This is a genomic window from Ruegeria sp. YKSD163 (assembly GCF_059612905.1).
The window spans coordinates 68,393-95,242 of the sequence record NZ_JBXWRM010000004.1 but is presented as its reverse complement, the minus strand read 5'-3'; the positions used below and the strand labels follow the sequence as shown (position 1 = coordinate 95,242).

Genomic DNA, 26,850 nt, shown 5'->3' with positions numbered 1-26,850 from the left:
CGGGCCGCAATACCCCACCCGGCGCACACGAAGGAGAGTTAAAATGGCTAACTATGACGTCATCGTAATCGGCGCCGGCCCCGGCGGCTATGTCTGCGCCATCCGCTGCGCCCAGCTGGGACTGAAGACCGCCGTGGTCGAAGGCCGCGAAACCCTGGGCGGCACCTGCCTGAACGTGGGCTGCATACCGTCCAAGGCGCTGCTGCATGCCTCGCACTCGCTGCACGAGGCACAGCACAACTTTGCCAAGATGGGGCTCAAGGGCAAGGCGCCCTCGGTCGACTGGAAACAGATGCTCGCCTATAAGGACGAGGTGATCGAGGGCAACACCAAGGGCATCGAATTCCTGTTCAAAAAGAACAAGATCGACTGGATCAAGGGTTGGGCCACCATCCCCGCCGCAGGCAAGGTGCAGGTGGGCGACGACACCCACGAGGCCAAGAACATCATCATCGCCTCGGGGTCTGAGCCGGCCTCGCTGCCCGGTGTCGAGGTGGATGAGAAAACCGTCGTGACGTCCACCGGAGCGCTGGAACTGGGCAAGATCCCGAAATCCCTGGTAGTGATCGGCGCCGGTGTCATCGGGCTGGAACTGGGCTCGGTCTATGCCCGCCTGGGTGCCGAGGTGACGGTGGTCGAATTCCTTGACGTGATCACCCCCGGCATGGATGGCGAGGTGCAAAAGACCTTCCAGCGCATCCTGAAAAAGCAGGGCCTGAACTTTGTCATGGGCGCCGCGGTGCAAAAGACCGAAGTGGCCAGGGGCAAGGCCAAGGTCACCTACAAGCTGATGAAGAAGGACACCGAGCACGAGATCGAAGCCGATACCGTGCTGGTCGCTACCGGGCGCAAACCCTATACCGCCGGCCTGGGCCTCGACAAGCTGGGCATCGAAATGACCCAGCGCGGCCAGATCAAGGTCGGCAAGGACTGGCAGACCAGCGTGCCCGGTATCTACGCCATCGGCGACGTGATCGAAGGCCCGATGCTCGCCCACAAGGCCGAGGACGAAGGCATGGCCGCCGCCGAACAGGTCGCGGGCAAACACGGCCATGTCAACTATGGCGTCATCCCCGGCGTGATCTACACCACGCCCGAGGTCGCCAATGTCGGCGAGACAGAACAAAGCCTGAAAGAAGCGGGTCGCGCCTACAAGGTCGGCAAGTTCATGTTCATGGGCAATGGCCGCGCCAAGGCCAATTTCGCCAGCGACGGCTTCGTCAAGATCCTCGCCGACAAGGAGACCGACCGCATCCTTGGCGCCCATATCATCGGCCCGGCGGCGGGCGAGCTGATCCACGAGATCTGCGTTGCGATGGAATTCGGCGCCTCGGCCGAGGATCTGGCGCTCACCTGTCACGCGCATCCCACCTATTCCGAGGCGGTGCGCGAGGCGGCGCTGGCCTGCGGCGACGGCCCGATCCACTCGTAACACCGTCAAAGCCTCGGGGCGGCAGCACCGCCGCCCCGGCATAGGCGCCCTCAAGGCTTCATTTCGCTGGAAATACTCCGGGGGAGTCGCCGTCGGGCGACGCGGGCAGCGCCCCCTGCCGTGCCTCAACTCTGCGCGGTCTCATATCCTGCTTCACGCATCAACCGGTCCGAGGCGCCCTCGATCTCGGTCTCCAGGCGCCGCATGAAGGCATCGCGCGGCACCCCCGGCGGAATCGGGTCCAGGAACTCCACAACCGCGCGCCCCGGCTTTCGCAGGAGCCCGTCACGCGGCCAGAACAACCCCACATTGGTCGCCACCGGGATGCAGCTGTATTGCAACCCCTCGTAAAGGACGGCACTGCCCACCTTATAGGGTTTGGATACGCCCGGCGCGACCCGTGTGCCCTGCGGATAGATTACCAGTTGACCGGGTTCGGCGAATTCCTTGGCCACGTCCTTGACCATCTTGGCCACCGCTGCACCGCGCTTGCCCCTGTTTACCGGAATACAGCCCAGCCGCTTGGCATAGACCCCGATCACGGGCGTCCACAACAGCTCGCGTTTCATGATGAACTTGCCATGCGGCACCGCGTGAAAGATCAGCAGGATGTCAAAGAACGACTGATGCTTGGCTGCTATCAGCACCTCACCCGTCGGCACCGGTCCGCGTATCTCGCCCTGAATGCCGACCATCCAGCGCGCCATCCAGATCGTGCTGCGCGCGTAAAGCTTGCAGGCCCTGAGCGCGCCCTTCTTCGAGACCAGCGCATAAGGGGTAAAGAGCAGCCCCAGGATGGCCATCCAGATGTAAATGACGATGGTAAAGACGATGGAACGCACCCACTGTATCATCATGCAAGCTCCTTCAACCTGCGGCGGGCCGCGTTCCAGGTTGCGGCAAAAGCAACCACCGCGCCCAGAACCGGGATCAGCAGCGGCAGCAGCCAGCCTGCGCCACGAAAACCGAGCCCGGTCAGAAAGCCACCCTCGTCCGAGGCTTCGGGCAGCAACAGCACTCCGCCCATGCCCAGCACCACCCCCACGGCAGACCCGATCAACGCCCGCAAAGTGAACCGGCGCACGAAGGCGCCCGCGATATAGCGGTCGCGCGCGCCGACCAGCCGCAGAACCTCGATGACCTGCGCATTGGCCGCCAGCGCCGCATTGGCCGCCAACGTGATCATCGCCGCCGTGGCGCCACCGATCAGCAAGATCGACACCACCGCCAGACGGCGCAGCGAATTGGCCGCATCCACCAGCGGCTCGCGCCAGCGCCGGTGATCATCCAGCACAGCGCCCGGAACCTCGGCCGCCAGCCGCAGTCGCAACCCCTGTGCGTCATATGCGGGTTCGCCGCCAACGATCTCGATCAGTTGCGGCACCGGCAACGTGTCCAGCGGTAAATCAGGCCCAAGCCAAGGCGCCAGCAGCGCCGCCTGTTCCTCGCGGCTCAGCGCGCGGGCCTCGGCCACGCCCGGTGTCTGTTTCAGGATGGACAGCGCCGCCTGCGTCTGTGCGGCGACCTGATCGGCGGGCGCATTGATGCGCAGCGTTGCCGCCCGGGCCAGTTCCGAGGCCCAGCGGTCCGCCAACCGCCCCGAGGCCAGCGACAAAGCCAGCGCGAACACCGCCAGAAAAGCCATCGCGCCGGACACGAACAAGGTGAGTTGCGCGGTAAAGCCCGAAGGCGGCACCACCCGGTCGGCCTGTTTATCGGCCATCAACAATGCGCGGATGGTTCCCTTGCTCACAGATCCGCCCCCGCCAGTTGCAGCCGCTTGTTCGAGATCCGCAGCACCCGCGCCTGAACCTGGCTTTTGGCGGCACGGATCAGACTCAGATCGTGGGTAGCGATCAGCACGGTCTTGCCCATCCGGTTCAGTTCCACCAGCAATTGTAGCAGCCGCTGGGACATCTCCCAGTCGACGTTACCGGTGGGTTCATCTGCCACCACCACATCTGGCGACATGATCACCGCACGGGCCAGCGCCGCGCGCTGGCGTTCCCCCCCCGACAGTTCAGGCGGCAGGGCCTCGGGCCGTTTGGATAGTCCGACCCAGGCCATCAGTTCGCGCAGGTTCTCTTGTTCTTGCGACAATTCATGGCCCGAGACGGTCAACGGCAACGCGATGTTCTCGGCCAGCGGCAGATGGTCAAGGAAGCGGCAATCCTGATGCACGACCCCTATACGGCGGCGAAACAGCGCCATCTGGTCCCGATCCAGCCGCCGCATGTCCTCGCCAAAGGCGCGGACCTGTCCCGAGGTTGCCAAAAGCGCCCCGTAGCAGAGTTTGAGAAGCGTTGTCTTGCCCGAGCCGGAGGGGCCAGTCAGAAAATGGAACGACCCCGGCGACAACTCGACCGAGATCTCGCTCAGCAATTCGTCGCCGCCATAGCTGTAGCCCACATTCTCAAGCTCGATCACATCGGCCCCCCTGATATTGCCGGCTCTTCTTGCCCGATGGGGGACGTGGTTTCAATGCCCGCCTGCGCCTGCGCTGGGTCCAATGGGCGACACTCGCGACTACTTGCGGCAAATCACTCTTTCCGCAATGGGCGCAACCGCCTATGATCGGTGAAAAAACCAAGCTTAGGCAGAAAAAGAAACCGGGAGACAGCATGCGTCTGACATGTCCGAATTGCGACGCACAATACGAGGTTCCGGACGAGGTGATCCCGTCCGAGGGCCGCGATGTACAATGCTCGAACTGCGGCCATACCTGGTTTCAGCCAGCGGCCGGTCAGGCGATCGAGGCCGAAGCGACCGAAAACTTCGACGACCTCGACAGCGAACAGACGCCAGCGCCTGATGGCGACACCGCCAACGATGGAGATGACAACTGGCAGGACGACAGCGAGGCCGAAGACGCAGTCGACGCGACCGATGACACGGCCGAGACAACCAAGGCCCGTGGCATCGACCCCGACATCTCGGACATCCTGCGCGAAGAGGCCGCCCGCGAGGCCGAGTTGCGCGCTCGCGAAGCCGACGCTCTGGAAAGTCAACCCGATCTGGGTCTGGACGCCTATCCAGGCGACGAGCCCGGGCGCCGCGCGCGCGAGGCGCAGGACCGGATGGCCCGGATGCGCGGGCAGGAACCGGTGGCGCAAGAAGCAGACAACACCTCACGCCGGGGGCTGTTGCCCGATATCGAGGAAATCAACTCGACCCTGCGCAACTCGGACGGGGCGGCGGTGGCACCCGCGCCCGTGCATGCAGGCCCCGCCCGGCGTCGTCGGTCTGGTGGTTTCATGCGCGGGTTTCTGGTGATGCTGATCTTTGGCGCAGTCCTGTTCCTGCTTTACGCAAATGCCCCGCTGGTGGCGCGCACCGTGCCGCAGGCCGACCCGATGCTCAGCGCCTATGTGGCGCTGGTCGATCAGGCCCGACTGTGGCTCGATGCGCAGGCCGGCATGCTGATGCCGAAATAAGGCGGTCGGCGTAACCCCGCCTCAGAACCGGTCGAGCAAACGCTTGAGATAGTCGCGTTCGATCTTGGGGCGGTCACTTTCTCCAGAGCGGCGTCGGATCTCGTCCAGCAGATCGCGCGCCCGGCGATAGACATCATCGCCCGGTACAAGAGACTCGTCGGTGTCGACACCACCCTGCGAACCGGGAGTACGCCCCAACGGGTCCTGGCTCCGGGCGCGTTGATCGCCTTCCTGGCTGCCCTGTCCCGGCTGGCTTTGCTGCGCCAGCGCCTCGCCCAACGAGCGCATGCCCTCGCGCATGGCTTCCATCGCCTCGGCCTGGCGGTCGATCGCCTCGGCCAGATCGTTCTCGCGCAGCGCCTCCTCGGCGCCCTCCATCGCACGCCCGGCCCGATCCAATGCCTCGCGCGCGGCATCGCCCTCGGGGGTACCCTGTCCGGGCAGGTTCTGTTCCTGCCGCCCCAATTCGTTGCGCAACGCCTGCTGCCGGTCGGCGAGCGAGCCTTCGCCAGTCTCGCCGGGCTCACCCGGCTGGGCGCCGTCCTGTCCGGTTCCAGACTGGCGGCTACCCTGGCCCTCGCCCTCGTGGCTTTGCCCCCGGCCCTGTCCCCCATTGCGGCCTTCGTTCTGCTGGCTCTCGCCTGCCTGCGCGCCCGGGTTGAACTGTTCCTGAAGATCGCGAAAGGCCTGATCGCTCAACCCTTGCTGGTTGCGCAGCGTTTCGGCCAGCCCCTCCATCGCGCGCTGCCCTTCGGACTGGCCATTGTCGCCCTGTCCCTGGGTCACGCGCATGTTTTCCATCATCTGCTGGAACTCTTCCAGCGCCTGCTGCGCCTCGGCCATGCGGCCCTGTTCCATCAGTTCCTGGATGCGATCCATCATCTTTTGCAGGTCATCCTGCGTCATTTGCAGGCTCTCGCCCTCTTGCGCCTGCCGCTCACCATCCTGCTCGTTCTGCTGGTTCTGCGCCAACTGTCGCAGATAATCCTGCGTCGCCTCGCGCAATTCCTGCATCAGCTCTGCGATCTCCTCGTCCGAAGCGCCGTTCTTCATTGCCTCGCTCAGCCGCTCCTGAGCCCGGCGCATCCGCTCCAGCGCATCCGACAGGGTGCCGTCCTCGAGCATGATCGCCAGATCCCAAAGCGCCTGGGCAATCTCCTCCTGCTGCGATGGTTTCAGGCCAAAACGCTGCAACGCTTCCATCCGACGAAGGATCACCCGCAGCCGGAGATAGGCGGTTTGCGAGCGGAACACCTCGTCCGGACGGTGCGAGATCGCCCGCAATATCTGGGCCACGCGCGGCGCGTTGTCCCGTGACCACAGAAGGTCACGGCGCTGTTCGATCACAGCCCCTGCCAATGGGTCAAAGAAGCGCCGCGCCGGCAGAGCGGTGCCAAACGGCAGCGTCTCGGCCTCCTGCCCTGCCGCATCGCTGGCGATCAAGGTGATCGTCACCGGCAAGTGAGCCCAAGGGTGCTGCGAAAAATCCTCGATCAGGTTCTCGGTGAATTCGCGCCGGTCCCCGGTGATCGGCAAGGGCAGATCGGCGACCACCGGGTCGCGCGGTTCGGGCTCGATCCGAAGCCCATGCCGGCGGTCAACCGCCTCGATATCCAGTGCGATGATAGCCCGCCCACCGGTGATGCCATAGTCGTCCATTGCGGCAAAAGGCAGGACCATCTTTCCGCCTGCTTGGGTCTCGGCCGCACCCACGATCTCGACCTGCGGGGCATTGTCCGACAGCATCACCACTTGCCATCCGCGCCCCCCGCGCCCTTCGATCTCGAAGGGGCCACTGCGAGTGACCTCAACCGTCTGTTCCGGGTGTTCGGGGCGCTCCAGCGGCTTGCCCGAGACATCCTCGGCCAGACGCAGCTGTCCCACCTCGCCATAAAACCGCAGCGTGATACGGCTGCCTTGCGGCAGTTGCAGCACCTCATCGTTCTGGTCGTTCAGATAGAGCGTCGGCAGACCGGTATAGCGTGGCGGCTCGATCCAGCCCTCCCAGCTGGGCCCTGCTGCGGCCTGCGCCGCGCCCGGCGCCAGATCGGCCACGCTCCCCACCCGCCAGACCGAGCCAAAGAGCAGCGCCGCGACGAAACAAAGCGCCGCCATAAAGCGCAGTCCATAGGGATCACGCTTGGTCAGTACTAGATCGGGCGCGACCGGTTCCGCCTTGGCGACCCGCGCCGCCATTCGGGACTGATGCGCGCGCCAGAGCGCTGCCGAGGACGGATCTTGCGCGCCGACCGCCTGTTCATCGAGGAGGGTCTGGATCGGTCGTCCCGGCAGCGCAGCGTCGAGCCGCGACAGCGCCTCGTCCCGGGACGGCCTGCGGAACCGCCGGAGACCCAGTACAAGCGTCACCACCAGTGCCAGCGCAAATCCGGCCGCAAAGGCCCAGACCCATTCCACCGGCACAAGCTCGTGCAGGCCCAGCAGAATCGGTGCCAGTGCCAGCATCAGCACCGAGAGGAAGGGCCAGAACCCCCGCCACAACCGTTCGGCCCAAAGGCCTGCATGCGTCAGACCCAACGCAAAGAGTGGTAAGGGCAGGTTCGGCGGGCGGTTTAGGGTCACATCGGGCCTCCTGTCGGCCCGCGCGACGGGGTCACCGCGTCAGAGCCATGGGGGGATGGTATCGCGATTTATGATTTCGTCAAAGCTTGGGCGTGGGCGAATAACCGCGAATTGATCCCCATGCACCAGAACCTCGGGGATCAGGGCGCGCGTATTGTACTCACTCGCCATAACGGCGCCATAGGCGCCAGCGCTACGAAACGCGACCAGATCACCAGCCGTCAGCGGTGGCATCATCCGCCCCTTGGCAAAGGTATCGCCGGTTTCGCAGACCGGGCCGACGATATCGTAGGGCTGTGGCTCGACCCCCGGTTCGGGTTCGATCACCGGCACGATATCGTGATGGGCGTCATACATGGCCGGGCGGATCAGGTCGTTCATCGCCGCATCGAGGATCAGAAAATCGCGCCCCTCGCCGGATTTGACATAGATGACCTTCGACACCATCAGCCCGGCATTGCCCGCGATCAGGCGGCCCGGCTCGATCTCGATCTCGCAACCCAGATGGCCCAGCGTTCGCTTGATCAACGCGCCGTATTCCATTGGCAAAGGTGGCGCCTCGTTCGAGCGGGTATAGGGAATGCCAAGGCCCCCACCCAGGTCGAGCCTGCGGATATCGTGGCCCTCGGCGCGCAGCCGCTCGGTCAGTTCGGCCACCTTGCGATAGGCGGTCTCGAACGGCGCCAGATCGGTCAGTTGAGACCCGATATGCACGTCGATCCCCACCACCTCCAGCCCCGGCAACGCCGCAGCATGGGCATAGACCGCACTGGCGCGCGCGATCGGAATACCGAACTTGTTCTCGGACTTGCCGGTCGCGATCTTGGCATGGGTCTTGGCATCCACGTCCGGGTTCACCCGGATGGTGATCGGCGCCACCTTGCCCAGTTCCAGAGCGATGGCGTTGATGACCTCCATCTCGGGTTCGGATTCGACGTTGAACTGGCGGATGCCACCTTCGAGCGCCATCCGGATCTCATCGGCCGTCTTGCCGACACCGGAGAAAACGATGCGCTCGCCCGGCACACCCGCTGCCCGAGCACGCAGGTATTCGCCGATCGAGACAACGTCCATCCCCGCCCCTGCCTGCGCGAGGGTGCGCAGGATAGCCTGGTTGCTGGCCGCCTTCATCGCGTAGCAGATCAGGTGCTCGGTCCCGTCCAGCGCCTCGTCAAACAGCTGGAAATGCCGCAGCAGCGTGGCGGTGGAATAGACATAGAATGGCGTGCCAACCGTGGCCGCGATCTCGGCCAGGGGGACATCCTCGGCGCGGAGCGCACCGTCACGATAAAGAAAATGATCCATGTCGCGCGCTTAGCCTGAAATCCGGTGGCGGATCAATTGCCGCCACGCAAAGCGGAGAAGATTTTTGCGAGGCTCCACCTCGCGCTCCGGAGTATTTTGAACCAGAAAGAAGCAACGGCCAGAATATCATTCACTTTGCCGAAAATACTCCGGGGGAGTCGCGGCTTGCCGCGGCGGGGGCGGCGCCCCCGGACACGACTGGCCGCTCAGAACCCGAGCCAGAGGTTGAACGGACCCTTGCCCAACCCAACACCGCCGCTCACATGGGTACCGCTGCCCGAGACGCCGACATTTGCGGCAACCGTCGGCTGCACCGGTTCGCCATCGGCTCCGCAACCGGCCAGCAGCGCGGCCATGGTAGCGGCAAGGGTCAGGCGGATCGGTGTCATGCCAGTATCTCCTTCCAACGGGCGACCTGCGCGCGCACCTGCGCGGGCGCGGTGCCGCCATAGCTCTGGCGCGAGTTTACCGAATTTTCCACCCCAAGGACACCATAGACATCCGCGGTGATCGAGGCATGGGCCGATTGCATCTCGTCCAGGCTCAGATCCGGCAGGTCGCAGCCCTTGCCTTCGGCCAGCGCCACCAGCGCGCCGGTCACGTGGTGCGCATCGCGGAACGGCAGGCCCAGCACGCGCACCAGCCAGTCGGCAAGATCGGTCGCAGTCGAGAAGCCCGACCCGGCAGCGGCGGCCAGTGACGTGCGATTGGCGGTCATGTCGCGCACCATCCCCTCCATCGCCGCCAGCGCCAACATCCAGTTGTCGGCCGCGTCAAAGACCTGTTCCTTGTCTTCCTGCATGTCCTTGGAATAGGCCAGCGGCAGCCCCTTCATCACCATCATCAGCGCGGTATTGGCGCCGAAGATGCGGCCAACCTTGGCGCGGATCAGTTCGGCCGCGTCGGGGTTCTTCTTCTGCGGCATGATCGACGAGCCGGTCGAGAACCGGTCCGACAGGATGACAAAACGGAACTGGGCGCTGGACCATATCACCAATTCCTCAGCAAAGCGGCTCAGATGCATGGCGCAGATCGAGGCGACCGACAGAAACTCAAGCGCGAAATCGCGGTCGCTGACCGCGTCCAGCGAATTGGCCGTGGGTCGGTCGAACCCCAGCGCCGCCGCCGTCATGTGCCGGTCGATCGGGAACGACGTTCCCGCCAGCGCCGCCGAGCCCAGGGGCGATTCGTTCATCCGCGCGCGGGCATCGCGCACCCGGCTCAGATCGCGGCCGAACATCTCGACATAGGCCATCATGTGATGGCCCCAGGTCACCGGCTGGGCCGTCTGGAGATGGGTGAACCCCGGCATCACCCAATCGGCCCCGGCCTCGGCCTGACCCAGAAGCGCCCGGATCAATGCCAACAGCCCCTGTTCGGCGGCGTCGAACTGGTCGCGCACCCACAGTTTGAAATCCGTCGCCACCTGGTCGTTGCGCGATCGCGCGGTGTGCAGACGCCCTGCCGGTTCGCCGATGATCTCCTTCAGTCGCGCTTCGACATTCATGTGAATGTCCTCCAGCGCGGTGGAAAAGGTAAACTCTCCCGCCTCGATCTCTGACAAAACGGTGAGCAGCCCTTCCCGAATGGCCTCGGCATCACTATCCGTAATAACGCCCGTGGCTGCCAACATGGCCGCATGGGCCCGCGAGCCTGCGATGTCCTGGGCCGCCAGTCGCTTGTCGAACCCGATCGAGGCGTTGATCGCCTCCATGATCGCGTCCGGTCCGGCGGCAAAGCGGCCGCCCCACATCTGGTTCGAGGTCTTGTCGGTCATCGTGCTAAACCCTTCGGAGGGGATATGAAGAAACTGTTGCTCGCCCTCGTCTATACCGCCGCCGCGCTGGGCGCAAATCCATCGCTCGGCCTGGCCGCCGACCGCGCCGAGATAGAGGCGCTGCGCGACGGTGACATGAAGAAACTGATCGTGCTGCCCGAAGCGCGCGCTGTCTCGCAGGTACCGTTTCAACTGGCCGACGGCGCGGGAGAAGCCACATTGGGCGATTACAAGGGCAAGGTGGTTCTGCTGAATTTCTGGGCCACCTGGTGTGCCCCCTGCCGCAAGGAGATGCCGCAGCTTTCGGCGCTCCAGTCCGAACTGGGCGGCGACAGTTTCGAGGTGCTGACCATCGCCACCGGCCGCAACTCGCCCGCCGGGATCGAGAAGTTCTTTGGCGAGATCGGTGTCGACAACCTGCCCCGACATCAGGATCCGCGTCAGGCGCTGGCACGCGAGATGGCGGTCATCGGTCTGCCGATCACGGTGCTGATCGATGCCGACGGGATGGAAGTCGCCCGCCTGATCGGCGATGCCGATTGGAACTCGGACAGCGCCCGCGCGATCATTGCAGCGTTGATGCAATAGCGCGGTACCCCTGCGCCAAAGCGACTAGGCATATCCCTGATCATTCCCTCAGCGGGGCGCCTTTGGGCGCTCCTTTTTTGGGTCGGACAAGGGAACGTTTGACTCGACCTTTTTGATCCCGCAGTATTTCAGGGTCCTGTTTTGGGACGTTTTGTAGCAATCAATTTAATCCGGAGGGTTTTCATGAAACGTACCGCCATCGTCATCCTTTCACTCTCGCTTGGCCTGGTCGGTTCCGCCGCTCTGGCCGAGTTCAAGCCGATCAAGAAAGAGAAGGACTTTCGCGCCCAGCTTGTTGACCGCAAGCTGACCGACGCCAACGGCAACTGGACCATCATCAAATCCGATGGCAGCCAGACCGGAAGCTTTGGCGGCAAGACCTACAAGGGAGCCTGGACCTGGAACGGCAAGTTCTGGTGCCGCAACGGGATCATCGGCAAGAAGGAAATCGGCACCGACTGCCAATTGGTCGAGGTCGATGGCAATACGACCCGCTTCACCCGTTCCAAGGGCAAAGGCAAGGTCGGTGATCCGTTCACCATCAATTGAGAGAGCGTTGACGCCACGCGACCTTTGACAGGACATGAGCATGGGCCTCACTCTGCGTCGCAGGGAGAAGCGCATGCCACTTGAAATCCTGCTGATCCTGGTGATCGGCGGCATATCGGCCATCGCCATTGTTCTGCATCTGACCGGCCGGTCAGAGCGCGTGGTACTGCGCCCTGACACATTACAAGCCGCTTGGTTGCGGCATTTCCCCGAAGACCAAGTGACTGGCACACTGCTCACACGCGATTGTCATGCGGCCCTGGTCGAGACACAGACCGGTCCTGGCCTGATCTGGGCACTGGGCGCCGATACCGTGGGCCGACACCTTCTAGACTATGAGATAGACGAGGTTTCGGGCGGGTTGACCATCACGTTCCACGATTTCACCGCGCCCCGCGTCACCCTGACACTCGACCCCGATGAAACCCCGATCTGGCAACAAAGACTGGCCCGCGCATGACCGATTCGATCAGCTATCCCGATGCAACCCAGCTGGCTGTGCCTTTCTTCATCGCTGCGATCCTGATCGAATTCCTGTGGATCGCCATCAAGAAACGCGGCGGGCGGTACGAGACCCGGGATGCCGTGACCTCGCTGATCATGGGGGCCGGGTCGGTGGCCGAGGGCATTGTGCTGGGCTTCATCGCCTGGGGGTTTTTCATGCTGCTGTGGCGGATCACACCCTTGGACATGGGCACATCCATCTGGGCGCTGCTGATCTGTTTCGTGCTGGACGACCTGCGCTATTACTGGGTGCACCGTTTCGGCCATAGGGTGCGCTGGGTCTGGGCCAGCCATGTGAACCACCACTCCAGCCAGCACTACAACCTGACCACAGCCCTCAGGCAGACCTGGACCGGCACGTTTACCTTCATGATGGTGGTCAAGGCGCCGCTGGTCCTGCTGGGGTTTCACCCGGCGCTCGTGCTGTTTTGCGGCGGTCTGAACCTGATCTATCAGTTCTGGATCCACACCGAGGCGATCGACAAACTACCCCGCTGGTTCGAGACGGTGATGAACACGCCCAGTCACCATCGCGTGCATCATGGTCGCAATCCCCGCTATCTGGACTGCAACTATGCCGGTGTTTTCATCATCTGGGACAAGATGTTCGGCACCTTCGTCCCCGAGCAAGAGGACGAGAAAGTCGATTACGGCCTTGTCCACAACCTCGGCACATTCAACCCCCTGCGCGTGGCCTTTCACGAATGGCTGGGGATCTGGCGCGACGTGACTCAACCGGGCCTGACCCTGCGCCAGCGGCTCGCCTATGCCTTTGCTCCGCCGGGCTACAGCCATGATGGCAGCCGCGAGACCTCCGAAGGGATCAAGGCCCGCTACCTGGCCCGCCACCCTGACCAAAAGGGGACACCCGGTTTCGAAGGCTAGAAACTCGGTCACATTCTAACAATCTCGTCGCAAGATCATGGGCCGCGCCATCGCAATAGCCGTGAGATCTCTGTGAAATCAGAGGGGTACGCGAGCACGATGTGACACAGTGCCGAGTGATCCGTCTTTTAGTCAAATCCTGCGCTTAACCTGTGGTTCACGATTTTGGCCAAGGCTGGGCACATCTCTCGTTCTGGCCTGTCAGACAAGGAACCTCGATGCGCCCCCGGATCAAGAAACTGGCAGACTTGCCCGAAGGGGCGGAAAACCCCCTGAGCGCGGCGGTCTCGAGCCGTGACCGATCCGCCGTCGCCATGGCGACCGAGGCTGTACGGCATGGCGATTGTCTGCTCGCCTATCAGCCGGTCCTGCAAACCGTGCCACCACATGGCACTGCCTTCTATGAAGGCTTCATTCGCGTGCTGGACGAAACCGGCCGGGTCATCCCCGCACGTGATTTCATGCCAGCTGTCGAGAATACCGAAATCGGGCGGGAACTGGATTGTATCGCGCTGGAAACCGGTCTGCGCGCGCTGGTTCGCAACCCGACGCTGCGCCTGTCAATCAACATGTCCGCCCGCTCGATAGGTTACCGCAAATGGATGCAGGTGCTGGAACGTTTTCTCAAGCGGGACGAAACCTTGGCCGATCGGCTGATCCTCGAGATCAATCAGACCTCGGCCATGGCCGTTCCGGAACTCGTGATCGACTTCATGGACAGGCTGCAACCGCGCGGCATCGCCTTTGCGCTGGATGATTTCGGTGACGGCCCCATCGACTTCAACAGTTTCCGCGACTTCTTTTTTGACGCGGTCAAGATCGACGGTCGTTTCATCCGTCAGGTCAGTACCGACGCCGCCAATCGCGCCACCGTCAGAGCGTTGATCGCGCTGGCCCGCGAGTTCGAAATGCTGATTATCGCCGAATCGGTCGAAACCGAAGAGGACGCGCGCTTTCTCGCTGAAAACGGGGTCGATTGCTTGCAAGGTTACCTCTACGGCGCGCCGACCGTCACGCCGGCCTGGGAACGACCCGAAACCGCAAAGGCCAACGGCTGATCACCATCCTGGCATTACTTGTGAGACAAGCTGTCAGTTGCTGCATGTGCAGCACTGGGCTATGTCAAGGGGGCTAGAGCGGGGATAAGGGCGCTCCGGGGTCGACATCGCCCCGTCATGCCGTCAGATTTCCCCAATAGGATCATGACGGCAAAGGATCGGATCACATGACCAACGTAGTAATTGCATCTGCCGCCCGCACCGGCGTCGGCAGCTTTGGCGGCTCTTTCGCGAATACCCCGGCGCATGACCTTGGCGCCGCGGTGCTCGAAGCCGTTGTCGAGCGCGCCGGCATCGACAAGGCCGAGGTGAGCGAGACCATTCTGGGTCAGGTCCTCACCGCCGCCCAGGGCCAGAACCCCGCCCGCCAGGCGCATGTCAATGCCGGCCTGCCCAAGGAAAGCTCGGCCTGGGGTATCAACCAGGTCTGCGGATCGGGCCTGCGTGCAGTGGCGCTGGGCGCACAGCACATCCTGCTGGGCGATGCCGAGATCGTCGCCGCCGGTGGCCAGGAGAACATGACCCTGTCACCCCATGCCGCCGCCCTGCGCGCCGGTCACAAGATGGGCGACATGAAATACATCGACACCATGATCCGCGACGGTCTTTGGGACGCCTTCAACGGCTATCACATGGGCCAGACCGCCGAGAACGTGGCCGAGCAGTGGCAGATCAGCCGCGAGATGCAGGACGAATTCGCCGTCGCCAGCCAAAACAAGGCCGAAGCCGCGCAGAATGCCGGCAAGTTCGCCGATGAAATCGTCCCCTTCATCATTAAGACCCGCAAGGGCGACATCGTGATGGACAAGGACGAATACATCCGTCACGGCGCCACCATCGAGGCGATGCAGAAACTGCGCCCCGCCTTCACCAAGGACGGTTCCGTCACCGCCGCCAACGCAAGCGGCCTGAACGACGGTGCCGCCGCCACCCTGCTGATGACCGCCGAGAACGCGGAAAAGCGCGGTATCGAGCCACTGGCCCGCATCGCCTCCTACGCCACCGCCGGGCTCGACCCGTCGATCATGGGTGTCGGCCCGATCCACGCCAGCCGCAAGGCGCTGGCCAAGGCCGGCTGGAAGGTCGAGGACCTGGACCTGGTCGAGGCCAACGAAGCCTTTGCCGCCCAGGCCTGCGCGGTGAACAAGGACATGGGCTGGGATCCGGCCATCGTCAACGTGAACGGCGGTGCCATCGCCATCGGCCACCCGATCGGCGCCTCGGGCTGCCGCGTCCTGAACACCCTTCTGTTCGAGATGAAGCGCCGCAACGCCAAAAAGGGTCTCGCCACCCTCTGCATCGGTGGCGGCATGGGCGTCGCCCTCTGCGTGGAGCGTGACTGATCGCCCGAACCGGCCATAGGAACAGGGCGCCGTCAGGCGCCCTTTTTCGTGGCATTCCAAGAGCATGCTGCAAGTGCGACAATATTGACATTCTGCAATGCGGAAAATCTCCACGAAACAATATTGCGTATTTTGCCCCCGCAGCGTAACAGCATTATCAAGCCAATTCAGATCTGGAGGATTCTTCAATGGCACGTACAGCACTCGTCACCGGCGGTTCGCGCGGCATCGGCGCCGCGATTTCCAAGGCGCTCAAGGCCGAAGGCTACAATGTCGCCGCCACCTATGCCGGTAATGACGAAGCCGCAGCCAAGTTTACCGCCGAAACCGGCATCGCCACCTACAAGTGGAACGTCGCCGATTACGAGGAATCGGCCGCCGGTATCGCCAAGGTCGAAGCCGAGATCGGCCCGATCGACATCGTGGTCGCCAATGCGGGCATCACCCGTGACGCGCCGTTCCACAAGATGACCCCGGAACAGTGGCATCAGGTGATCGACACCAACCTGACCGGTGTATTCAACACCGTGCACCCGGTCTGGCCCGGCATGCGCGAGCGCAAGTTCGGCCGCGTCATCGTGATCAGCTCGATCAACGGTCAGAAAGGCCAGTTCGCCCAGGTGAACTATGCCGCGACCAAAGCGGGCGATCTGGGCATCGTCAAGTCGCTGGCCCAGGAAGGCGCCCGCGCCGGTATCACCGCAAATGCCATCTGCCCCGGCTATATCGCCACCGAGATGGTGATGGCGATCCCCGAAAAGGTGCGCGATTCGATCGTCGCTGGCATCCCCGCCGGGCGTCTGGGTGAGCCCGAGGAGATCGCCCGCTGTGTGACTTTCCTGGCGTCTGAGGACTCGGGCTTCATCAACGGCTCGACCATTTCGGCAAACGGCGCACAGTTCTTCGTCTGATCTGGTGCGATCCGGGATAAAGGCCGCCCCATTGCGGGGCGGCCTTTTTCATGCCTGCAATACGGCCAAGGGGCCGGCGCATCAGGCCGACCCCCAATCCCGTAAGTCCGCGCGCGCAGCGGTCAGCGGGAACCGAAAAGCCATCCCCAGACCGTGCGCAAGGCTTGCGCCCGTTCCATATGCGCGCGGTCCATAGCCCGACGGGCGGCGGGATTGGTTGTTATCTCGATCATGGCAGGGCTCCTTCGTGAATTATTCAGTTTTGCTTGACTTGACGTGAATATGCGCCCAATCAAAAAACATCACAAACAAGACATTTTCGACCTTTAGGCAAGAAAAACTGCATCGACATGAGCGACCGCCTACCCCCGCTGACCGCCCTGCGCGCCTTTGATGCCGCGGCCCGACACATGTCCTTTGCCAAGGCCGCAGCCGAGTTGAGCGTGACCCCTGCGGCACTGTCCTTTCAGATCAAATCGCTGGAAGAGCATCTGGGCCGCCCTTTGTTTCGGCGCCTCAACCGCGCGGTAGAACTGACCGAGGAAGGGCGCGCCCTGGCCCCGGGCGCACAGGAAGGGTTCGAGGTCTTGACCGCCGCTTGGCGGGCCGCCCGTCGGCTGCAGGACAACACCACCCTGACGGTGACCGCCGGGCCAGCTCTGACCGCGAAATGGCTGGCACCCCGGCTTTACGACTTTGCGCGCGCACATCCAGAGATCGATCTGCGCATCTCGACCAGCCTGCGGCTGGTCGACCTTGCGCGGGATGGGGTCGATGTGGCGATCCGCTTTGGTCAGGGGCTGGACGCGGGACTCTATTCCGTCTCTGCCCGCAAGGAATGGATGATCCCGGTGATGACGCCCGAGTTGGCGAGCCAGTACCCGACACCGGAAAGCCTGCGCAAAGCGCCACTGATCTTTGACGAATCAATCAGCTTTCTGGATCCGCCCATCGACTGGCCCACATGGTTCCGCGCAGTGGGCATGGATTTCGCCCCCAAACGCGGGGCGCATTTTTCCAATGCGGACCATGCCATCGACGCGGCGGTCGCAGGGGTGGGCGTAGTGCTGGGCCGCCGCCCGATGATCATCAAGGACGTCATCGAGGGAAGACTCGTGATGCCGTTCAAGACTGCGATCGAGACCGATGCGCGATTTCGCTTCGTCTGCCTTGCCGGGTCGGAAGCCCAACCCAAGATCGCGGCATTCCGCGATTGGTTTCTTGCCGAGATCGCAAAAACCGCTCATATCTCGGACGGTTTGACAATCGTTCACGTCAAGGACATCCCGCCCGCATGACCCGCACCCGCGCCACCGCCATCGGCTTTGTTGCCGTTCTGCTCTGGGCGTTGCTGGCGCTGCTGACGGTCGGATCGGCGCCGGTGCCACCGCTTTTGCTGAACGCGCTCTGCTTTACCGTTGGCGGGGCGCTGGGGTTGGTCTGGGTCATGGCCACCGGCAACCTCTCGCAACTGCGCAGCGTCGGCTGGAGAGTATATGCCTTTGGAACGCTGGGGCTGTTCGGCTATCACGCGCTCTATTTCTCGGCGCTCAGGCTGGCGCCTGCGGCCGAGGCGGGACTGATTGCCTATCTCTGGCCTTTATTGATAGTTCTGTTTTCGGGCCTGCTGCCGGGGGAGCGCCTGCGGCGGGGCCATCTTGTGGGTGCAGGCTTGGCCTTTTCCGGGGCGGCGTTGATCATCACCGACGGCGGTGGCTCCGGATTCCAGACACAATTTCTGCCGGGCTACGGGCTTGCGATGCTCTGCGCGCTGACATGGTCGGGCTATTCGGTCCTGTCCCGGCGCCTTGGGAACGCCCCCACCAGTTCGGTCGCCATATTCTGCCTCACCACCGCCGTGGCCTCTTGGGGGCTGCATTTCATGGTCGAAGAAACGGTCTGGCCGCGCGATACGCTGGGCTGGGCCTCGACCCTGGCATTGGGCCTGGGGCCGGTGGGTCTGGCCTTTTACGTTTGGGACATCGGGGTGAAACGTGGCGACATCCAACTGCTGGGAACGAGCTCTTATGCCGCCCCCCTGCTGTCAACACTTGTTCTGGTAATAAGCGGCATCGCAGCGCCCAGCTGGGTTCTGGCAATCTCTGCGCTTCTGATCACTGGCGGCGCGCTGCTGGCAGCGCGCGCCAGCTTTGCGGCTTAGACGGACAGCCGCTCGATTTCTTCCTTGAGCTTCAGCTTCTGTTTCTTCAGCTGGCTGATCTGAAGGTCGTCAGTACCTGGCGAACGCTGGGCTTGTTCAACTTCGAGACTGAGATTTGCGTGCTTTTTCTTCAGTTCGGTCAAATGCGCGCTCACACTCATGGCGATCCTCCTTCTCTGTTGTCAATGAATCGAGTTGAGCACATCCCAAGCGGCCTGTCACGCGGGCAGCGGTCGCATTCTGTCATAAAACCGACATATCGGCCAAACCCGGCTTATCCCGCGCCGGGCCATGGCAGCGGTGCGGGTTCGCGCAGAACCTTTGCGATTTCAGGCAGGTAATGGTCGCGGTCGCCCGGATGCCGGGTGCCCTGATGCAGGATCAGCCCGGAATGCAGGCGAAACGGCGCCCGCCCGCCCTTTCGGGCGCGTAGAATCACCAACTCGGCGGCGCGGCCCTGACGCGGAACCAGTGGTAACACCTCAAGCGAGCCCAGCCTGTCGTCGCAGGCGGCCAGCATATCCGGCAGACGGTCGGCCTTTGCAATAATATGAAGATAGCCGCGATGGCGGAGACGGCGCGCAGCCGCATCGACCCAACGCACAAGCGGCGTTTGCTCTCCCAACGCGGTGGCCCGCCCCGCATCGCTGGCCGGGCTGTGGGTGCCAGCAAGGTAGTAGGGCGGGTTTGCGATGACATGGTCAAAGCTCTGCTGTCGCAGCGCCTGCGGCAGGGCCGCGATATCGCCTTCGACAACGTCGAGCGCGATATCGTTCAGCGCCGCATTGCGCCGGGCCAGATCGGCATAGCCCGACTGCAATTCGACCCCCGTCAGCGCCAGTTCCGGCACCCGACGACCCAGGCACAGGATTGCGGCACCAGCGCCACAGCCCAGTTCCAGCACCGATTGTCCTGCATCCGCCGTGACGCTGGCGGCCAGAAACACCGGATCGACCCCGGCCCGGTACCCGGCCCGCGGTTGATAGAGTTGCAGATGCCCACCCAGGAAAGCGTCGCAGGTCAGTTCGCTCTCGGCAAAGGTGGTCATCTTCCCAGCGGAATGCCATTGTCGGTGACCACGCGCAGGGCGTCGTCATAATCCTCGTCCCGCACCATCATGCGGCGCGGAAAGATTCCGATGCCGCCTTCGAGGACGCTCATATTTACGTCCATCTGAAAGCAGTCTATATCCTCGCCCTCGAGAAGGGCGGATGCAAAGGCCATGACGGTCGGGTCGGTGCTGCGCAAAAGTTCCTTCATAAGGATGGATGTAAGGGCAAGGTTGGCGCATTGTCGAGCCTTGTTGCAGGAGAGCGATGGACGCCAAGGTGAGCACGAAACCGCATGAGATGCTGGCCGCAACCCTGTCCGATGAGATAGCGGCGGTAAACACGCTGATCCGTAAACGGATGGCGTCTGAACACGCGCCCCGCATCCCCGAGGTGACGGCGCATCTGGTCGAGGCGGGCGGCAAGCGCCTGCGCCCGATGCTGACACTGGCGGCGGCGCGGCTGTGCGGATATCAGGGCGAGGACCATGTCAAGCTGGCCGCCACGGTCGAGTTCATCCATACCGCCACCCTGCTGCATGACGACGTGGTGGACGAAAGCGGCCAGCGCCGTGGACGTCCCACGGCCAATTTGCTCTGGGACAACAAATCCTCGGTGCTGGTGGGCGATTATCTGTTTGCCCGCAGTTTCCAACTGATGGTGGAAACCGGCTCTCTCAGGGTGCTGGACATCCTGGCCAATGCCGCCGCAACCATCGCCGAGGGCGAAGTGCTGCAAATGACCGCGGCCAGCGACCTGCGCACCGATGAGAGCATCTATCTGCAAGTGGTGCGGGGTAAGACGGCGGCGCTGTTTTCCGCCGCAACCGAGGTCGGCGGCGTGATCGCCGGTGTGCCCGAGGCACAGATCAAGGCGCTGTTCGACTATGGCGATGCCCTGGGTATCGCGTTCCAGATCGCCGACGATCTTCTCGACTATCAGGGCGATGCCAAGGCGACGGGCAAGAACGTGGGCGACGATTTCCGCGAGCGCAAGCTGACCCTGCCGGTGATCAAGGCGGTGGCGCAAGCCACCGACGAAGAGCGCGCATTCTGGGTGCGAACCATCGAAAAAGGCAAACAGACCGAGGAAGACCTGGGCGAGGCGCTGGCGCTGATGGAAAAATACGGCACGCTGGAGGCGACCCGGGCCGATGCCCACGTCTGGGCCGAGAAGGCGCGTACCGCACTGGAGGTGCTGCCCAATCACGAGATCCGTGCCATGCTGAGCGATCTTGCCGATTATGTGGTGGCGCGGCTGAACTGACGCAAGGGGGCGCTGCCCCCTCGGCCCTGACAGGCCTCACCCCCGGAGTATTTCTGGCGAAATGAAGGGGGACAAGAGGTCAGAGCAGCCGACCCCGGGCGTACCACCAGTCCGGGTGACGTCGTCTAAGCACCGGCTCAGCGGGCGGAGGATCGGGTGAAAACAATCCAAAGCAGGTCGCCCCAGATCCCGACATACCAGCAAAAAGTGCGCCGGCCTCGCTCAATGCATCGATGACTTCGGCGATCACCGGTTGCTGGGCAACGGCTGGCAGGGCCAGATCGTTGCGCTGATTTGCGAGCCAACCGGCGAAATCGGGCAGATCGCGCCATCGCGGCAAGTCCCGCTCCATGGGCGGATTGTTCTTTTCAGCAAGCGTGCGGAAGATGGTCGGCGTCGAGACTGTCACGCGCGGATTGACCAGCAGGATATCCATCGCGGGCAGCGGCGGCACGTGATCCAGCTGCTCGCCGATCCCGCGCATGCGGCGCGGCATCGCGGACAGGCAGACCGGAACATCGGCCCCCAGTGACAGTGCCTGCTCGGGCTCTGGCAGGGACACATCCCAAAGCTGCGCCAGCGCGCGCAGACCTGCCGCCGCATCCGCCGAGCCGCCGCCGATGCCCGAAGCGACGGGGAGCCGTTTCGTCAGGGTGATCGCAGCGCCACGGTCAGGCGCCAGCAGGCGCGCGGCACGCAGGACCAGATTGTCGGGCTCAGCGTCAAGCCCGCCCGCTTCGGGCCCGTCGATATCGAGGCTGAGCCGATCCGCCGGGACGACCCGCACCGTGTCACCGATATCCGCGAAGACAACCAGCGAATCGAGCAGGTGGTAGCCGTCGTCACGCTGGCCGGTCACGTGCAGGGTCAGGTTGATCTTGGCGGGCGCAAAGACCTCAATCGCCATTGGCGACCTTCAGCGGCGGCACGCCCTCCTCGGCCAGAACCCGGTCGAGGCCGATTTCCAGCTTGCGGCGGATACGGTCCGGATCGGCCTCTCCATCGGTATCGTCGGGTTTGATGAAGGAGAGCGCGCGTTTCCACTGGAACTCAGCCTCGCGCACACGACCCACCGCCCAAAGCACATCGCCCAGGTGATCGTTGACAACCGGATCGACCGGCATCAGCTCGACCGCGCGCTCCATATGCCCAACCGCCTCGTCATAGCGACCAAGCCGGAACAGAACCCAGCCGAGGCTATCAACGATATAGCCGCTATCGGGCCGCGCAGCGACCGCGCGTTCGATAAGATCCAGCGCCTCGTCCAGCTTCTCCTGCTTTTCGACCAGCGAATACCCGAGGTAATTCAGCACCTGAGGCTGATCCGGGTTCAATTCCAACGCGGCCCGGAAATCAGCTTCGGCGCCGGGCCAGTTGCCCAGACGCTCGTGACAGATTCCGCGCGCATAATACAGGAACCAGAGGTTCGGTGCGCCGGCTTCGGTGAACTCCAGCGCCTTGTCATAGGCGGCGGCCGCGCGGTCATAGGCCTCTTGCTGGCGCTCCAGATCACCCAGCGCCACAAAGGCCTGCGGTTGCGTAGGATAATCCTTGGCCAGTTTCTCCAGCACCTCGATGGCGGCGTCCGGTTTGGCCGAGCGGCGCAGCGCCTCGGCCCGGCCCAGTTCGGCGGCGTGATAGTCGGGGCTGTCGCTGGGGATCTGTTTGTAGGTGGCCACGGCCAGATCGTACTGGCCAAGTGATTCCAGCAGTCCCGCCGTCATCAGCAGCGCGTCGATATGGTCGGGGCGCAGATGCACCGCAGAGCGGATATAGATCAGGGTGAAATCATCGGCCGCTTCGCCATTCAGGGCGGCGCCGATGGTAAAAAACACTTCAGCCAGACCGTCCCGGACCGAGCGGACCAGAGAGAAGGGCAGCGTTTCGCCCGCTGCCAGACGATCGGCGATATCGGTCAACGCCGGGTCGAAACTGCCGTTGAATACGTCGGCCAGCATTTCGAGCGCCTGGTCATTCCGATCCAGTTGCGACAGGATCTCGGCGCGGGCCAGGGCCGCTCGCCGCGAGATGGTGGTCAATGCCCCGTCATCGGCGGCGAACAGCGCCTCGGCACCTTCGAAATCACCAACCGAGGCCAAGGCCATCGCCTTGTGGTAATTGGCGAAACCGCGCAACCCGGCCTCGTCCGCTACCTTGTCGAACTGCGCAAGCGCACGGGCGACCGAGCCCAGCCCCATCTCGGCCCAGCCTGCAACCAGACCATCGACCAGCTTGCCCACACCCCGGGTTTCAGGGTCGCGGTCCAGAACCTCCTGATAGCGTTCCTCGGCCAGCAGATGAACCGCGATGGCGATATTGGCAACCTGGCTTTTCAGCCCTGCCTCCTGCATCAGTTGCGCGATCGGATAGGCCTGCTCGTGGCGCCCAAGCGCCAGCTGAGACAGAACCATGTTTTCCATCAGGGCCGGGTTCTTGGGATCGAAGGTGAGCGCCCGCGCGAAGTAATCCGCAGCAGCCGAGAAATCATTGTCATAAGCCGCCTGGCGCGCGGCCAGATACGATCCCGCGCCCACATCCGCTGACACCGGCAGCGCAAGCGCCGAGACCAGTACCGCCGCCACCGCTTTTTTGACCAGAGACATCGCCAAGGATCCGCCTTTTCCTGCTGCTTTCCCGCAAAGCTAGGGCGTTGCGGGCGCGGGTGCAATGGCTGGGGGGGCTGGGATCGATAAGCAGCAATAAAGTTCCGGTCATCTGCACAAAAGAAAACACCGGGCAACATGTCGGCCCGGTGTTTGTCTGCGTATCAGCGCCCGATCACATGTTGGGATAGTTCGGACCGTCGCCGCCCTGTGGGGTGACCCAGGTGATGTTCTGGCTGGGGTCCTTGATATCGCAGGTCTTGCAGTGCACGCAGTTCTGGAAGTTGACGACAAAACGCGGGCCGGCCTCGTCCTCGACCACCTCGTAAACGCCTGCCGGGCAATAGCGTTGCGCCGGCTCGTCATATTTGGGCAGGTTCACCTTGACCGGCAGGTCGGGGTCGGTCAGCCGCAGGTGGCAAGGCTGGCTTTCCTCGTGATTGGTGGCGGCAAAGGACACGTTGGTCAGGCGGTCAAAGGACAGCACGCCATCGGGCTTGGGATAGTCGATGGGCTTGTGTTTGCTGGCATCCTCGGTCGCGGCGGCGTCGGTCTTGCCATGGCCCAGAGTGCCGAACAGCGAAAAGCCCAGCGTATTGGTCCACATGTCGAACCCGCCCAGCGCCAAGCTGGCGGTCAGGCCCCATTTCGACCACATCGGCTTGACGTTGCGGACCTTCTTCAGGTCCTTGCCGATGGGGCCGCTGCGCACTTCGGTCTCGTAATCGCTCAACTCGTCCGACTGGCGGCCCGCCTTGATGGCGGCATGGGCGGCCTCGGCCGCGGCCTTGCCCGACAGCATCGCGTTGTGGTTACCCTTGATACGCGGCACGTTGACCATACCGACCGAGCAGCCGAGCAGCGCCACGCCGGGCGCCACCATCTTGGGCATCGACTGGTATCCGCCCTCGGTGATGGCGCGGGCGCCATAGGCGACGCGTTTGCCGCCCTTCAGCAGTTCGGCCACCATCGGGTGATGCTTGAAGCGCTGGAACTCCATGTAGGGGAACAGGTGCGGGTTCTTGTAATTCAGGTGCACCACGAAACCGACATAGACCTGATTGTTGTCCAGGTGGTAGATGAACGACCCGCCTCCCGCATTGCCGCCCAGCGGCCAGCCCATGGTGTGAGTGACCGAGCCTTCGCGATGCTTGGCCGGGTCGATCTCCCAGATCTCTTTCATGCCGACGCCGAATTTCTGCGGCTCTTTGCCTTTTTGCAGGTCGTATTTGGCGATCACTTCCTTGGCCAGCGACCCGCGCACACCTTCGGAGAGGAAGACATACTTGCCGTGCAGCTCCATCCCCGGCTCTGTGTTGGGGCCATAAGAGCCGTCGGCCTCCAGGCCAAAGACACCGGCGACCACGCCCTTGACCTCGCCATTGTCACCATAAACCAGTTCGGAACAGGACATGCCGGGGAAGATCTCGACCCCCAGTTCCTCGGCCTGTTCGGCCATCCAGCGGCAAACATTGGCCATCGACACGATGTAATTGCCGTGATTGTTCATCAGCGGCGGCATCGGAAAGTTGGGGATGCGGATCTGTCCCGCCTCACCCAGCATATAGAAGTTGTCGTCCTTGACCGGCACGTTCAGCGGCGCGCCCTTTTCCTTCCAGTTGGGGATCAGCGCATCCAGACCGCAAGGATCCAGCACCGCGCCCGACAGGATATGCGCGCCCACTTCCGAGCCCTTTTCCAGCACGACGACGTTCAGGTCGGCATCGAGTTGTTTCAGACGGATAGCCGCCGACAGGCCAGCCGGACCCGCCCCGACGATCACCACGTCATATTCCATCGCTTCGCGTTCAATCTCGGCCATCGTGACGCTCCTTGGCTTTGGTTTGGCTTTCCGGTCGCGGGCCGGACGCAATAAAGTTTCGCGCTTGATTACAGGCTATGCAGGTCAAGCGTCAATTGAAACGCGAGGTTATATTCGCACATGCAGCAATTCCCGCGCCCGATAAGGGTTCTTGCGGGCCTTTCAGGATAATTTGCCGCAACCCCGGGAATCGCCCTACTCTGCCCTCACCCTTTTATCTGGAGAGATTGAATGCCCGTATCCTTGCAAGTCGCCTATCCCGCCCGCGACGACACCAGTTTCGATTACGACTACTACCTCACCACCCACATGGGTCTGGTCGCCGAACACATGGGCCCCCACATCCAGAACACGGTTGTGACCAAAGGTTTGGCAGGCGGTCCCGATACGCCGCCCCCGTTCCACGCGATTGCCACCATCGTTTTCGCCGATCAGACCGCGATGAATGCGGCAATGGCCGCCGCCGGGCCGGTCGTGGCGGATATCCCGAATTTCTACAACGATGCGCCGCAGATGCTGATCGGCGAGGTGGTCGGCTAAGCCCGCGTCACAGGTCCCCGGTCTCGTCCAGAACCAACCGGGGGCCGGGTCCCTTGCTCCCGGCGCGGTCGGCCGGATTGTATAGCGCGCAATTGGGCAGGCTCAGGCAACCGCAGCCGATACAGCCATCCAGATTGTCACGCAGCCGCTCCAGCGTCGCGATGCGCTGGTTCAACCGATCACGCAGGGCGATGCTGATGCGGGTCCAGTCGGCGCGGGTGGGGGTGCGGTTGCCCGGCAGACCGGCCAGAACCCCTCGAATCTCGGGAAGGGTCAGCCCCAGCTGTTGCGCGATCATCACAAAGCTCAGCCGCCGCAGGTCGGCGCGCTGATAGCGCCGCTGCCCGCCCGCATTGCGCCAGGGCGTGATCAAACCTTGGGTTTCGTAATAGCGGATCGCCGACACCGCGAGCCCGGTGCGCCCTGCCAATGCGCCGATAGAGAGACCTTCGGATGCGGACATATTTTTTTCCTGCACAGACCTTGACCTAAAGTTAAGTTTAGAAATTATCTTCACTCGTGGCAACAGAGCAAAAGGAAGATTTTCATGAAGGCCACACTGGAACACGCAAACTTCACCGTCGCCGATCCCAAGGCGACCGCCGCCTGGCTGAACTCGGTCTTCGGCTGGGAAACCCGTTGGGAGGGCGCCGCGATGGCGGGGGGCTATACCGTGCATGTGGGCGATGCCCATACCTATCTGGCGCTTTACGCCCCGCCCGCGCCGGTCGCCTCGGCCGAGACCAGCTATGACGTGATCGGCGGGCTGAACCATGTGGGGGTGCTGGTCGATGACATCGACGCGACAGAGGAACGGGTGCGCGCGGCCGGGTTTAGCCCGCATAACCACGCCGATTACGAACCCGGGCGCCGGTTCTATTTCGACGATGACAATGGCATCGAATTCGAGGTCGTCAGCTACGCCTGAGGCGGGGTTCTGCCCAACCACCGCTTGTCCCCTCTTGCATTCCACGCCCGGTTTGGGTCAGGTAAACAGCAACCCAACAGTCGCCCCGGCGCATCGCGCGGCGGGGCGACGCAAT

The 26,850-nt window shown here is 63.2% G+C and carries 28 protein-coding genes; 14 read left to right on the top strand and 14 right to left on the bottom strand.

Going from position 1 to position 26,850, the window contains the following annotated elements; translation table 11 throughout:
- The first annotated feature begins 43 nt into the window (after positions 1 to 43).
- Positions 44 to 1,432, top strand: coding sequence for a dihydrolipoyl dehydrogenase (gene lpdA, locus AC2FNA_RS07290; RefSeq protein WP_496825364.1), 1,389 nt, complete (start codon positions 44 to 46; stop codon positions 1,430 to 1,432).
- A gap of 125 nt (positions 1,433 to 1,557) precedes the next feature.
- Here the strand turns inward: lpdA and AC2FNA_RS07285 are convergent, their stop codons facing one another.
- The 3 genes from AC2FNA_RS07285 to AC2FNA_RS07275 are packed head-to-tail and all read right to left on the bottom strand — an operon-like array spanning position 1,558 to position 3,859.
- Positions 1,558 to 2,289 (bottom strand): lysophospholipid acyltransferase family protein, encoded by a 732-nt coding sequence (locus tag AC2FNA_RS07285; protein ID WP_496825363.1) that lies wholly within the window; start codon positions 2,287 to 2,289, stop codon positions 1,558 to 1,560.
- Positions 2,286 to 3,185 carry a cell division protein FtsX gene (locus AC2FNA_RS07280; protein ID WP_496825362.1) on the bottom strand — a complete coding sequence of 300 codons (900 nt, stop codon included), beginning with the start codon at positions 3,183 to 3,185 and terminating at the stop codon, positions 2,286 to 2,288. The genes AC2FNA_RS07285 and AC2FNA_RS07280 overlap by 4 nt, the downstream gene beginning before the upstream one ends.
- Positions 3,182 to 3,859, bottom strand: coding sequence for a cell division ATP-binding protein FtsE (locus AC2FNA_RS07275; RefSeq protein WP_496825361.1), 678 nt, complete (start codon positions 3,857 to 3,859; stop codon positions 3,182 to 3,184). Before AC2FNA_RS07275 ends, AC2FNA_RS07280 begins: the two co-directional genes overlap by 4 nt.
- Before the next feature lie 194 nt (positions 3,860 to 4,053).
- Here AC2FNA_RS07275 and AC2FNA_RS07270 point away from each other — a divergent pair, with 194 nt between their 5' ends.
- Positions 4,054 to 4,866 carry a zinc-ribbon domain-containing protein gene (locus tag AC2FNA_RS07270; protein WP_496825360.1) on the top strand — a complete coding sequence of 271 codons (813 nt, stop codon included), beginning with the start codon at positions 4,054 to 4,056 and terminating at the stop codon, positions 4,864 to 4,866.
- Positions 4,867 to 4,887: 21 nt separating this feature from the next.
- Here the strand turns inward: AC2FNA_RS07270 and AC2FNA_RS07265 are convergent, their stop codons facing one another.
- From AC2FNA_RS07265 to argH, 4 genes are all read right to left on the bottom strand, one after another.
- Positions 4,888 to 7,446, bottom strand: coding sequence for a TIGR02302 family protein (locus AC2FNA_RS07265; protein WP_496825359.1), 2,559 nt, complete (start codon positions 7,444 to 7,446; stop codon positions 4,888 to 4,890).
- A 39-nt stretch (positions 7,447 to 7,485) separates the two neighbouring features.
- Positions 7,486 to 8,751, bottom strand: coding sequence for a diaminopimelate decarboxylase (gene lysA / locus AC2FNA_RS07260; RefSeq protein WP_496825358.1), 1,266 nt, complete (start codon positions 8,749 to 8,751; stop codon positions 7,486 to 7,488).
- 206 nt (positions 8,752 to 8,957) lie between these two features.
- Entirely contained in the window at positions 8,958 to 9,140 is a 183-nt protein-coding gene (locus AC2FNA_RS07255; RefSeq protein ID WP_496825357.1) for a hypothetical protein, read from the bottom strand.
- A complete protein-coding gene (gene argH, locus AC2FNA_RS07250; protein ID WP_496825356.1) occupies positions 9,137 to 10,528 on the bottom strand; it encodes an argininosuccinate lyase in 1,392 nt (463 codons plus the stop codon). The genes AC2FNA_RS07255 and argH overlap by 4 nt, the downstream gene beginning before the upstream one ends.
- A gap of 24 nt (positions 10,529 to 10,552) precedes the next feature.
- On the opposite strand from argH, the gene AC2FNA_RS07245 reads away from it, so the two are divergent.
- The 9 genes from AC2FNA_RS07245 to yddG all read left to right on the top strand — a co-directional run bounded on the left by AC2FNA_RS07245 (position 10,553) and on the right by yddG (position 18,527).
- Positions 10,553 to 11,116 carry a TlpA disulfide reductase family protein gene (locus AC2FNA_RS07245; protein ID WP_234142543.1) on the top strand — a complete coding sequence of 188 codons (564 nt, stop codon included), beginning with the start codon at positions 10,553 to 10,555 and terminating at the stop codon, positions 11,114 to 11,116.
- Positions 11,117 to 11,299: 183 nt separating this feature from the next.
- Positions 11,300 to 11,665, top strand: a complete 366-nt coding sequence (locus AC2FNA_RS07240) for a hypothetical protein (RefSeq protein ID WP_496825355.1) — start codon at positions 11,300 to 11,302, stop codon at positions 11,663 to 11,665.
- Positions 11,666 to 11,738: 73 nt separating this feature from the next.
- A complete protein-coding gene (locus AC2FNA_RS07235) occupies positions 11,739 to 12,125 on the top strand; it encodes a hypothetical protein (RefSeq protein WP_496825354.1) in 387 nt (128 codons plus the stop codon).
- Positions 12,122 to 13,054, top strand: coding sequence for a sterol desaturase family protein (locus tag AC2FNA_RS07230; RefSeq protein ID WP_496825353.1), 933 nt, complete (start codon positions 12,122 to 12,124; stop codon positions 13,052 to 13,054). Before AC2FNA_RS07235 ends, AC2FNA_RS07230 begins: the two co-directional genes overlap by 4 nt.
- A 218-nt stretch (positions 13,055 to 13,272) precedes the next feature.
- A complete protein-coding gene (locus AC2FNA_RS07225) occupies positions 13,273 to 14,112 on the top strand; it encodes an EAL domain-containing protein (protein WP_496825352.1) in 840 nt (279 codons plus the stop codon).
- 167 nt (positions 14,113 to 14,279) lie between these two features.
- Entirely contained in the window at positions 14,280 to 15,455 is a 1,176-nt protein-coding gene (locus AC2FNA_RS07220; protein WP_011046087.1) for an acetyl-CoA C-acetyltransferase, read from the top strand.
- A gap of 188 nt (positions 15,456 to 15,643) precedes the next feature.
- On the top strand, positions 15,644 to 16,366 hold the full coding sequence (gene phbB / locus AC2FNA_RS07215) for an acetoacetyl-CoA reductase (protein WP_234165607.1): 723 nt from the start codon (positions 15,644 to 15,646) through the stop codon (positions 16,364 to 16,366).
- Positions 16,367 to 16,716: 350 nt separating this feature from the next.
- Positions 16,717 to 17,664 (top strand): transcriptional regulator GcvA, encoded by a 948-nt coding sequence (locus AC2FNA_RS07210; protein WP_496825351.1) that lies wholly within the window; start codon positions 16,717 to 16,719, stop codon positions 17,662 to 17,664.
- Positions 17,661 to 18,527, top strand: coding sequence for an aromatic amino acid exporter YddG (yddG, locus tag AC2FNA_RS07205; RefSeq protein WP_496825350.1), 867 nt, complete (start codon positions 17,661 to 17,663; stop codon positions 18,525 to 18,527). The genes AC2FNA_RS07210 and yddG overlap by 4 nt, the downstream gene beginning before the upstream one ends.
- On the opposite strand, the gene AC2FNA_RS07200 is transcribed toward yddG, so the two are convergent.
- From AC2FNA_RS07200 to AC2FNA_RS07190, 3 genes are all read right to left on the bottom strand, one after another.
- A complete protein-coding gene (locus AC2FNA_RS07200) occupies positions 18,524 to 18,688 on the bottom strand; it encodes a YdcH family protein (protein ID WP_011046083.1) in 165 nt (54 codons plus the stop codon). The two genes, yddG and AC2FNA_RS07200, sit on opposite strands and share 4 nt — an antisense overlap.
- Before the next feature lie 113 nt (positions 18,689 to 18,801).
- Positions 18,802 to 19,575 carry a tRNA1(Val) (adenine(37)-N6)-methyltransferase gene (locus AC2FNA_RS07195; protein ID WP_496825349.1) on the bottom strand — a complete coding sequence of 258 codons (774 nt, stop codon included), beginning with the start codon at positions 19,573 to 19,575 and terminating at the stop codon, positions 18,802 to 18,804.
- On the bottom strand, positions 19,572 to 19,787 hold the full coding sequence (locus AC2FNA_RS07190) for a putative signal transducing protein (protein WP_496825348.1): 216 nt from the start codon (positions 19,785 to 19,787) through the stop codon (positions 19,572 to 19,574). Before AC2FNA_RS07190 ends, AC2FNA_RS07195 begins: the two co-directional genes overlap by 4 nt.
- Before the next feature lie 56 nt (positions 19,788 to 19,843).
- Here AC2FNA_RS07190 and AC2FNA_RS07185 point away from each other — a divergent pair, with 56 nt between their 5' ends.
- Entirely contained in the window at positions 19,844 to 20,842 is a 999-nt protein-coding gene (locus tag AC2FNA_RS07185; RefSeq protein WP_496825347.1) for a polyprenyl synthetase family protein, read from the top strand.
- A gap of 79 nt (positions 20,843 to 20,921) precedes the next feature.
- On the opposite strand, the gene AC2FNA_RS07180 is transcribed toward AC2FNA_RS07185, so the two are convergent.
- The 3 genes from AC2FNA_RS07180 to AC2FNA_RS07170 form a co-directional block, all read right to left on the bottom strand.
- Positions 20,922 to 21,749: a 4-(cytidine 5'-diphospho)-2-C-methyl-D-erythritol kinase gene (locus AC2FNA_RS07180; protein WP_496825346.1), complete on the bottom strand. Its 828-nt coding sequence runs from the start codon at positions 21,747 to 21,749 to the stop codon at positions 20,922 to 20,924.
- Entirely contained in the window at positions 21,739 to 23,445 is a 1,707-nt protein-coding gene (locus AC2FNA_RS07175; RefSeq protein ID WP_496825345.1) for a tetratricopeptide repeat protein, read from the bottom strand. Before AC2FNA_RS07175 ends, AC2FNA_RS07180 begins: the two co-directional genes overlap by 11 nt.
- A 175-nt stretch (positions 23,446 to 23,620) precedes the next feature.
- Positions 23,621 to 25,267: an electron transfer flavoprotein-ubiquinone oxidoreductase gene (locus AC2FNA_RS07170; protein ID WP_496825344.1), complete on the bottom strand. Its 1,647-nt coding sequence runs from the start codon at positions 25,265 to 25,267 to the stop codon at positions 23,621 to 23,623.
- A gap of 231 nt (positions 25,268 to 25,498) precedes the next feature.
- On the opposite strand from AC2FNA_RS07170, the gene AC2FNA_RS07165 reads away from it, so the two are divergent.
- Positions 25,499 to 25,807 carry an EthD family reductase gene (locus AC2FNA_RS07165; protein ID WP_496825343.1) on the top strand — a complete coding sequence of 103 codons (309 nt, stop codon included), beginning with the start codon at positions 25,499 to 25,501 and terminating at the stop codon, positions 25,805 to 25,807.
- Positions 25,808 to 25,814: 7 nt separating this feature from the next.
- Here AC2FNA_RS07165 and soxR read toward each other — a convergent pair whose 3' ends face one another.
- Positions 25,815 to 26,270 carry a redox-sensitive transcriptional activator SoxR gene (soxR, locus tag AC2FNA_RS07160; protein ID WP_496825342.1) on the bottom strand — a complete coding sequence of 152 codons (456 nt, stop codon included), beginning with the start codon at positions 26,268 to 26,270 and terminating at the stop codon, positions 25,815 to 25,817.
- 84 nt (positions 26,271 to 26,354) lie between these two features.
- Between soxR and AC2FNA_RS07155 the strand changes: the two genes are divergently transcribed.
- Entirely contained in the window at positions 26,355 to 26,735 is a 381-nt protein-coding gene (locus AC2FNA_RS07155) for a VOC family protein (protein ID WP_496825341.1), read from the top strand.
- Positions 26,736 to 26,850 lie beyond the last annotated feature (115 nt).

What these genes read in the sequence shown, in the direction of transcription:
- lpdA (WP_496825364.1), top strand. Translation starts at nt 44, where the DNA reads ATGGCTAACTATGACGTCATCGTAATCGGCGCCGGCCCCGGCGGCTAT.
- AC2FNA_RS07285 (WP_496825363.1), bottom strand. Translation starts at nt 2,289, where the DNA reads ATGATGATACAGTGGGTGCGTTCCATCGTCTTTACCATCGTCATTTAC.
- AC2FNA_RS07270 (WP_496825360.1), top strand. Translation starts at nt 4,054, where the DNA reads ATGCGTCTGACATGTCCGAATTGCGACGCACAATACGAGGTTCCGGAC.
- lysA (WP_496825358.1), bottom strand. Translation starts at nt 8,751, where the DNA reads ATGGATCATTTTCTTTATCGTGACGGTGCGCTCCGCGCCGAGGATGTC.
- AC2FNA_RS07255 (WP_496825357.1), bottom strand. Translation starts at nt 9,140, where the DNA reads ATGACACCGATCCGCCTGACCCTTGCCGCTACCATGGCCGCGCTGCTG.
- argH (WP_496825356.1), bottom strand. Translation starts at nt 10,528, where the DNA reads ATGACCGACAAGACCTCGAACCAGATGTGGGGCGGCCGCTTTGCCGCC.
- AC2FNA_RS07245 (WP_234142543.1), top strand. Translation starts at nt 10,553, where the DNA reads ATGAAGAAACTGTTGCTCGCCCTCGTCTATACCGCCGCCGCGCTGGGC.
- AC2FNA_RS07240 (WP_496825355.1), top strand. Translation starts at nt 11,300, where the DNA reads ATGAAACGTACCGCCATCGTCATCCTTTCACTCTCGCTTGGCCTGGTC.
- AC2FNA_RS07235 (WP_496825354.1), top strand. Translation starts at nt 11,739, where the DNA reads ATGCCACTTGAAATCCTGCTGATCCTGGTGATCGGCGGCATATCGGCC.
- AC2FNA_RS07230 (WP_496825353.1), top strand. Translation starts at nt 12,122, where the DNA reads ATGACCGATTCGATCAGCTATCCCGATGCAACCCAGCTGGCTGTGCCT.
- AC2FNA_RS07225 (WP_496825352.1), top strand. Translation starts at nt 13,273, where the DNA reads ATGCGCCCCCGGATCAAGAAACTGGCAGACTTGCCCGAAGGGGCGGAA.
- AC2FNA_RS07220 (WP_011046087.1), top strand. Translation starts at nt 14,280, where the DNA reads ATGACCAACGTAGTAATTGCATCTGCCGCCCGCACCGGCGTCGGCAGC.
- phbB (WP_234165607.1), top strand. Translation starts at nt 15,644, where the DNA reads ATGGCACGTACAGCACTCGTCACCGGCGGTTCGCGCGGCATCGGCGCC.
- AC2FNA_RS07210 (WP_496825351.1), top strand. Translation starts at nt 16,717, where the DNA reads ATGAGCGACCGCCTACCCCCGCTGACCGCCCTGCGCGCCTTTGATGCC.
- yddG (WP_496825350.1), top strand. Translation starts at nt 17,661, where the DNA reads ATGACCCGCACCCGCGCCACCGCCATCGGCTTTGTTGCCGTTCTGCTC.
- AC2FNA_RS07200 (WP_011046083.1), bottom strand. Translation starts at nt 18,688, where the DNA reads ATGAGTGTGAGCGCGCATTTGACCGAACTGAAGAAAAAGCACGCAAAT.
- AC2FNA_RS07195 (WP_496825349.1), bottom strand. Translation starts at nt 19,575, where the DNA reads ATGACCACCTTTGCCGAGAGCGAACTGACCTGCGACGCTTTCCTGGGT.
- AC2FNA_RS07190 (WP_496825348.1), bottom strand. Translation starts at nt 19,787, where the DNA reads ATGAAGGAACTTTTGCGCAGCACCGACCCGACCGTCATGGCCTTTGCA.
- AC2FNA_RS07185 (WP_496825347.1), top strand. Translation starts at nt 19,844, where the DNA reads ATGGACGCCAAGGTGAGCACGAAACCGCATGAGATGCTGGCCGCAACC.
- AC2FNA_RS07180 (WP_496825346.1), bottom strand. Translation starts at nt 21,749, where the DNA reads ATGGCGATTGAGGTCTTTGCGCCCGCCAAGATCAACCTGACCCTGCAC.
- AC2FNA_RS07175 (WP_496825345.1), bottom strand. Translation starts at nt 23,445, where the DNA reads ATGTCTCTGGTCAAAAAAGCGGTGGCGGCGGTACTGGTCTCGGCGCTT.
- AC2FNA_RS07170 (WP_496825344.1), bottom strand. Translation starts at nt 25,267, where the DNA reads ATGGCCGAGATTGAACGCGAAGCGATGGAATATGACGTGGTGATCGTC.
- AC2FNA_RS07165 (WP_496825343.1), top strand. Translation starts at nt 25,499, where the DNA reads ATGCCCGTATCCTTGCAAGTCGCCTATCCCGCCCGCGACGACACCAGT.
- soxR (WP_496825342.1), bottom strand. Translation starts at nt 26,270, where the DNA reads ATGTCCGCATCCGAAGGTCTCTCTATCGGCGCATTGGCAGGGCGCACC.
- AC2FNA_RS07155 (WP_496825341.1), top strand. Translation starts at nt 26,355, where the DNA reads ATGAAGGCCACACTGGAACACGCAAACTTCACCGTCGCCGATCCCAAG.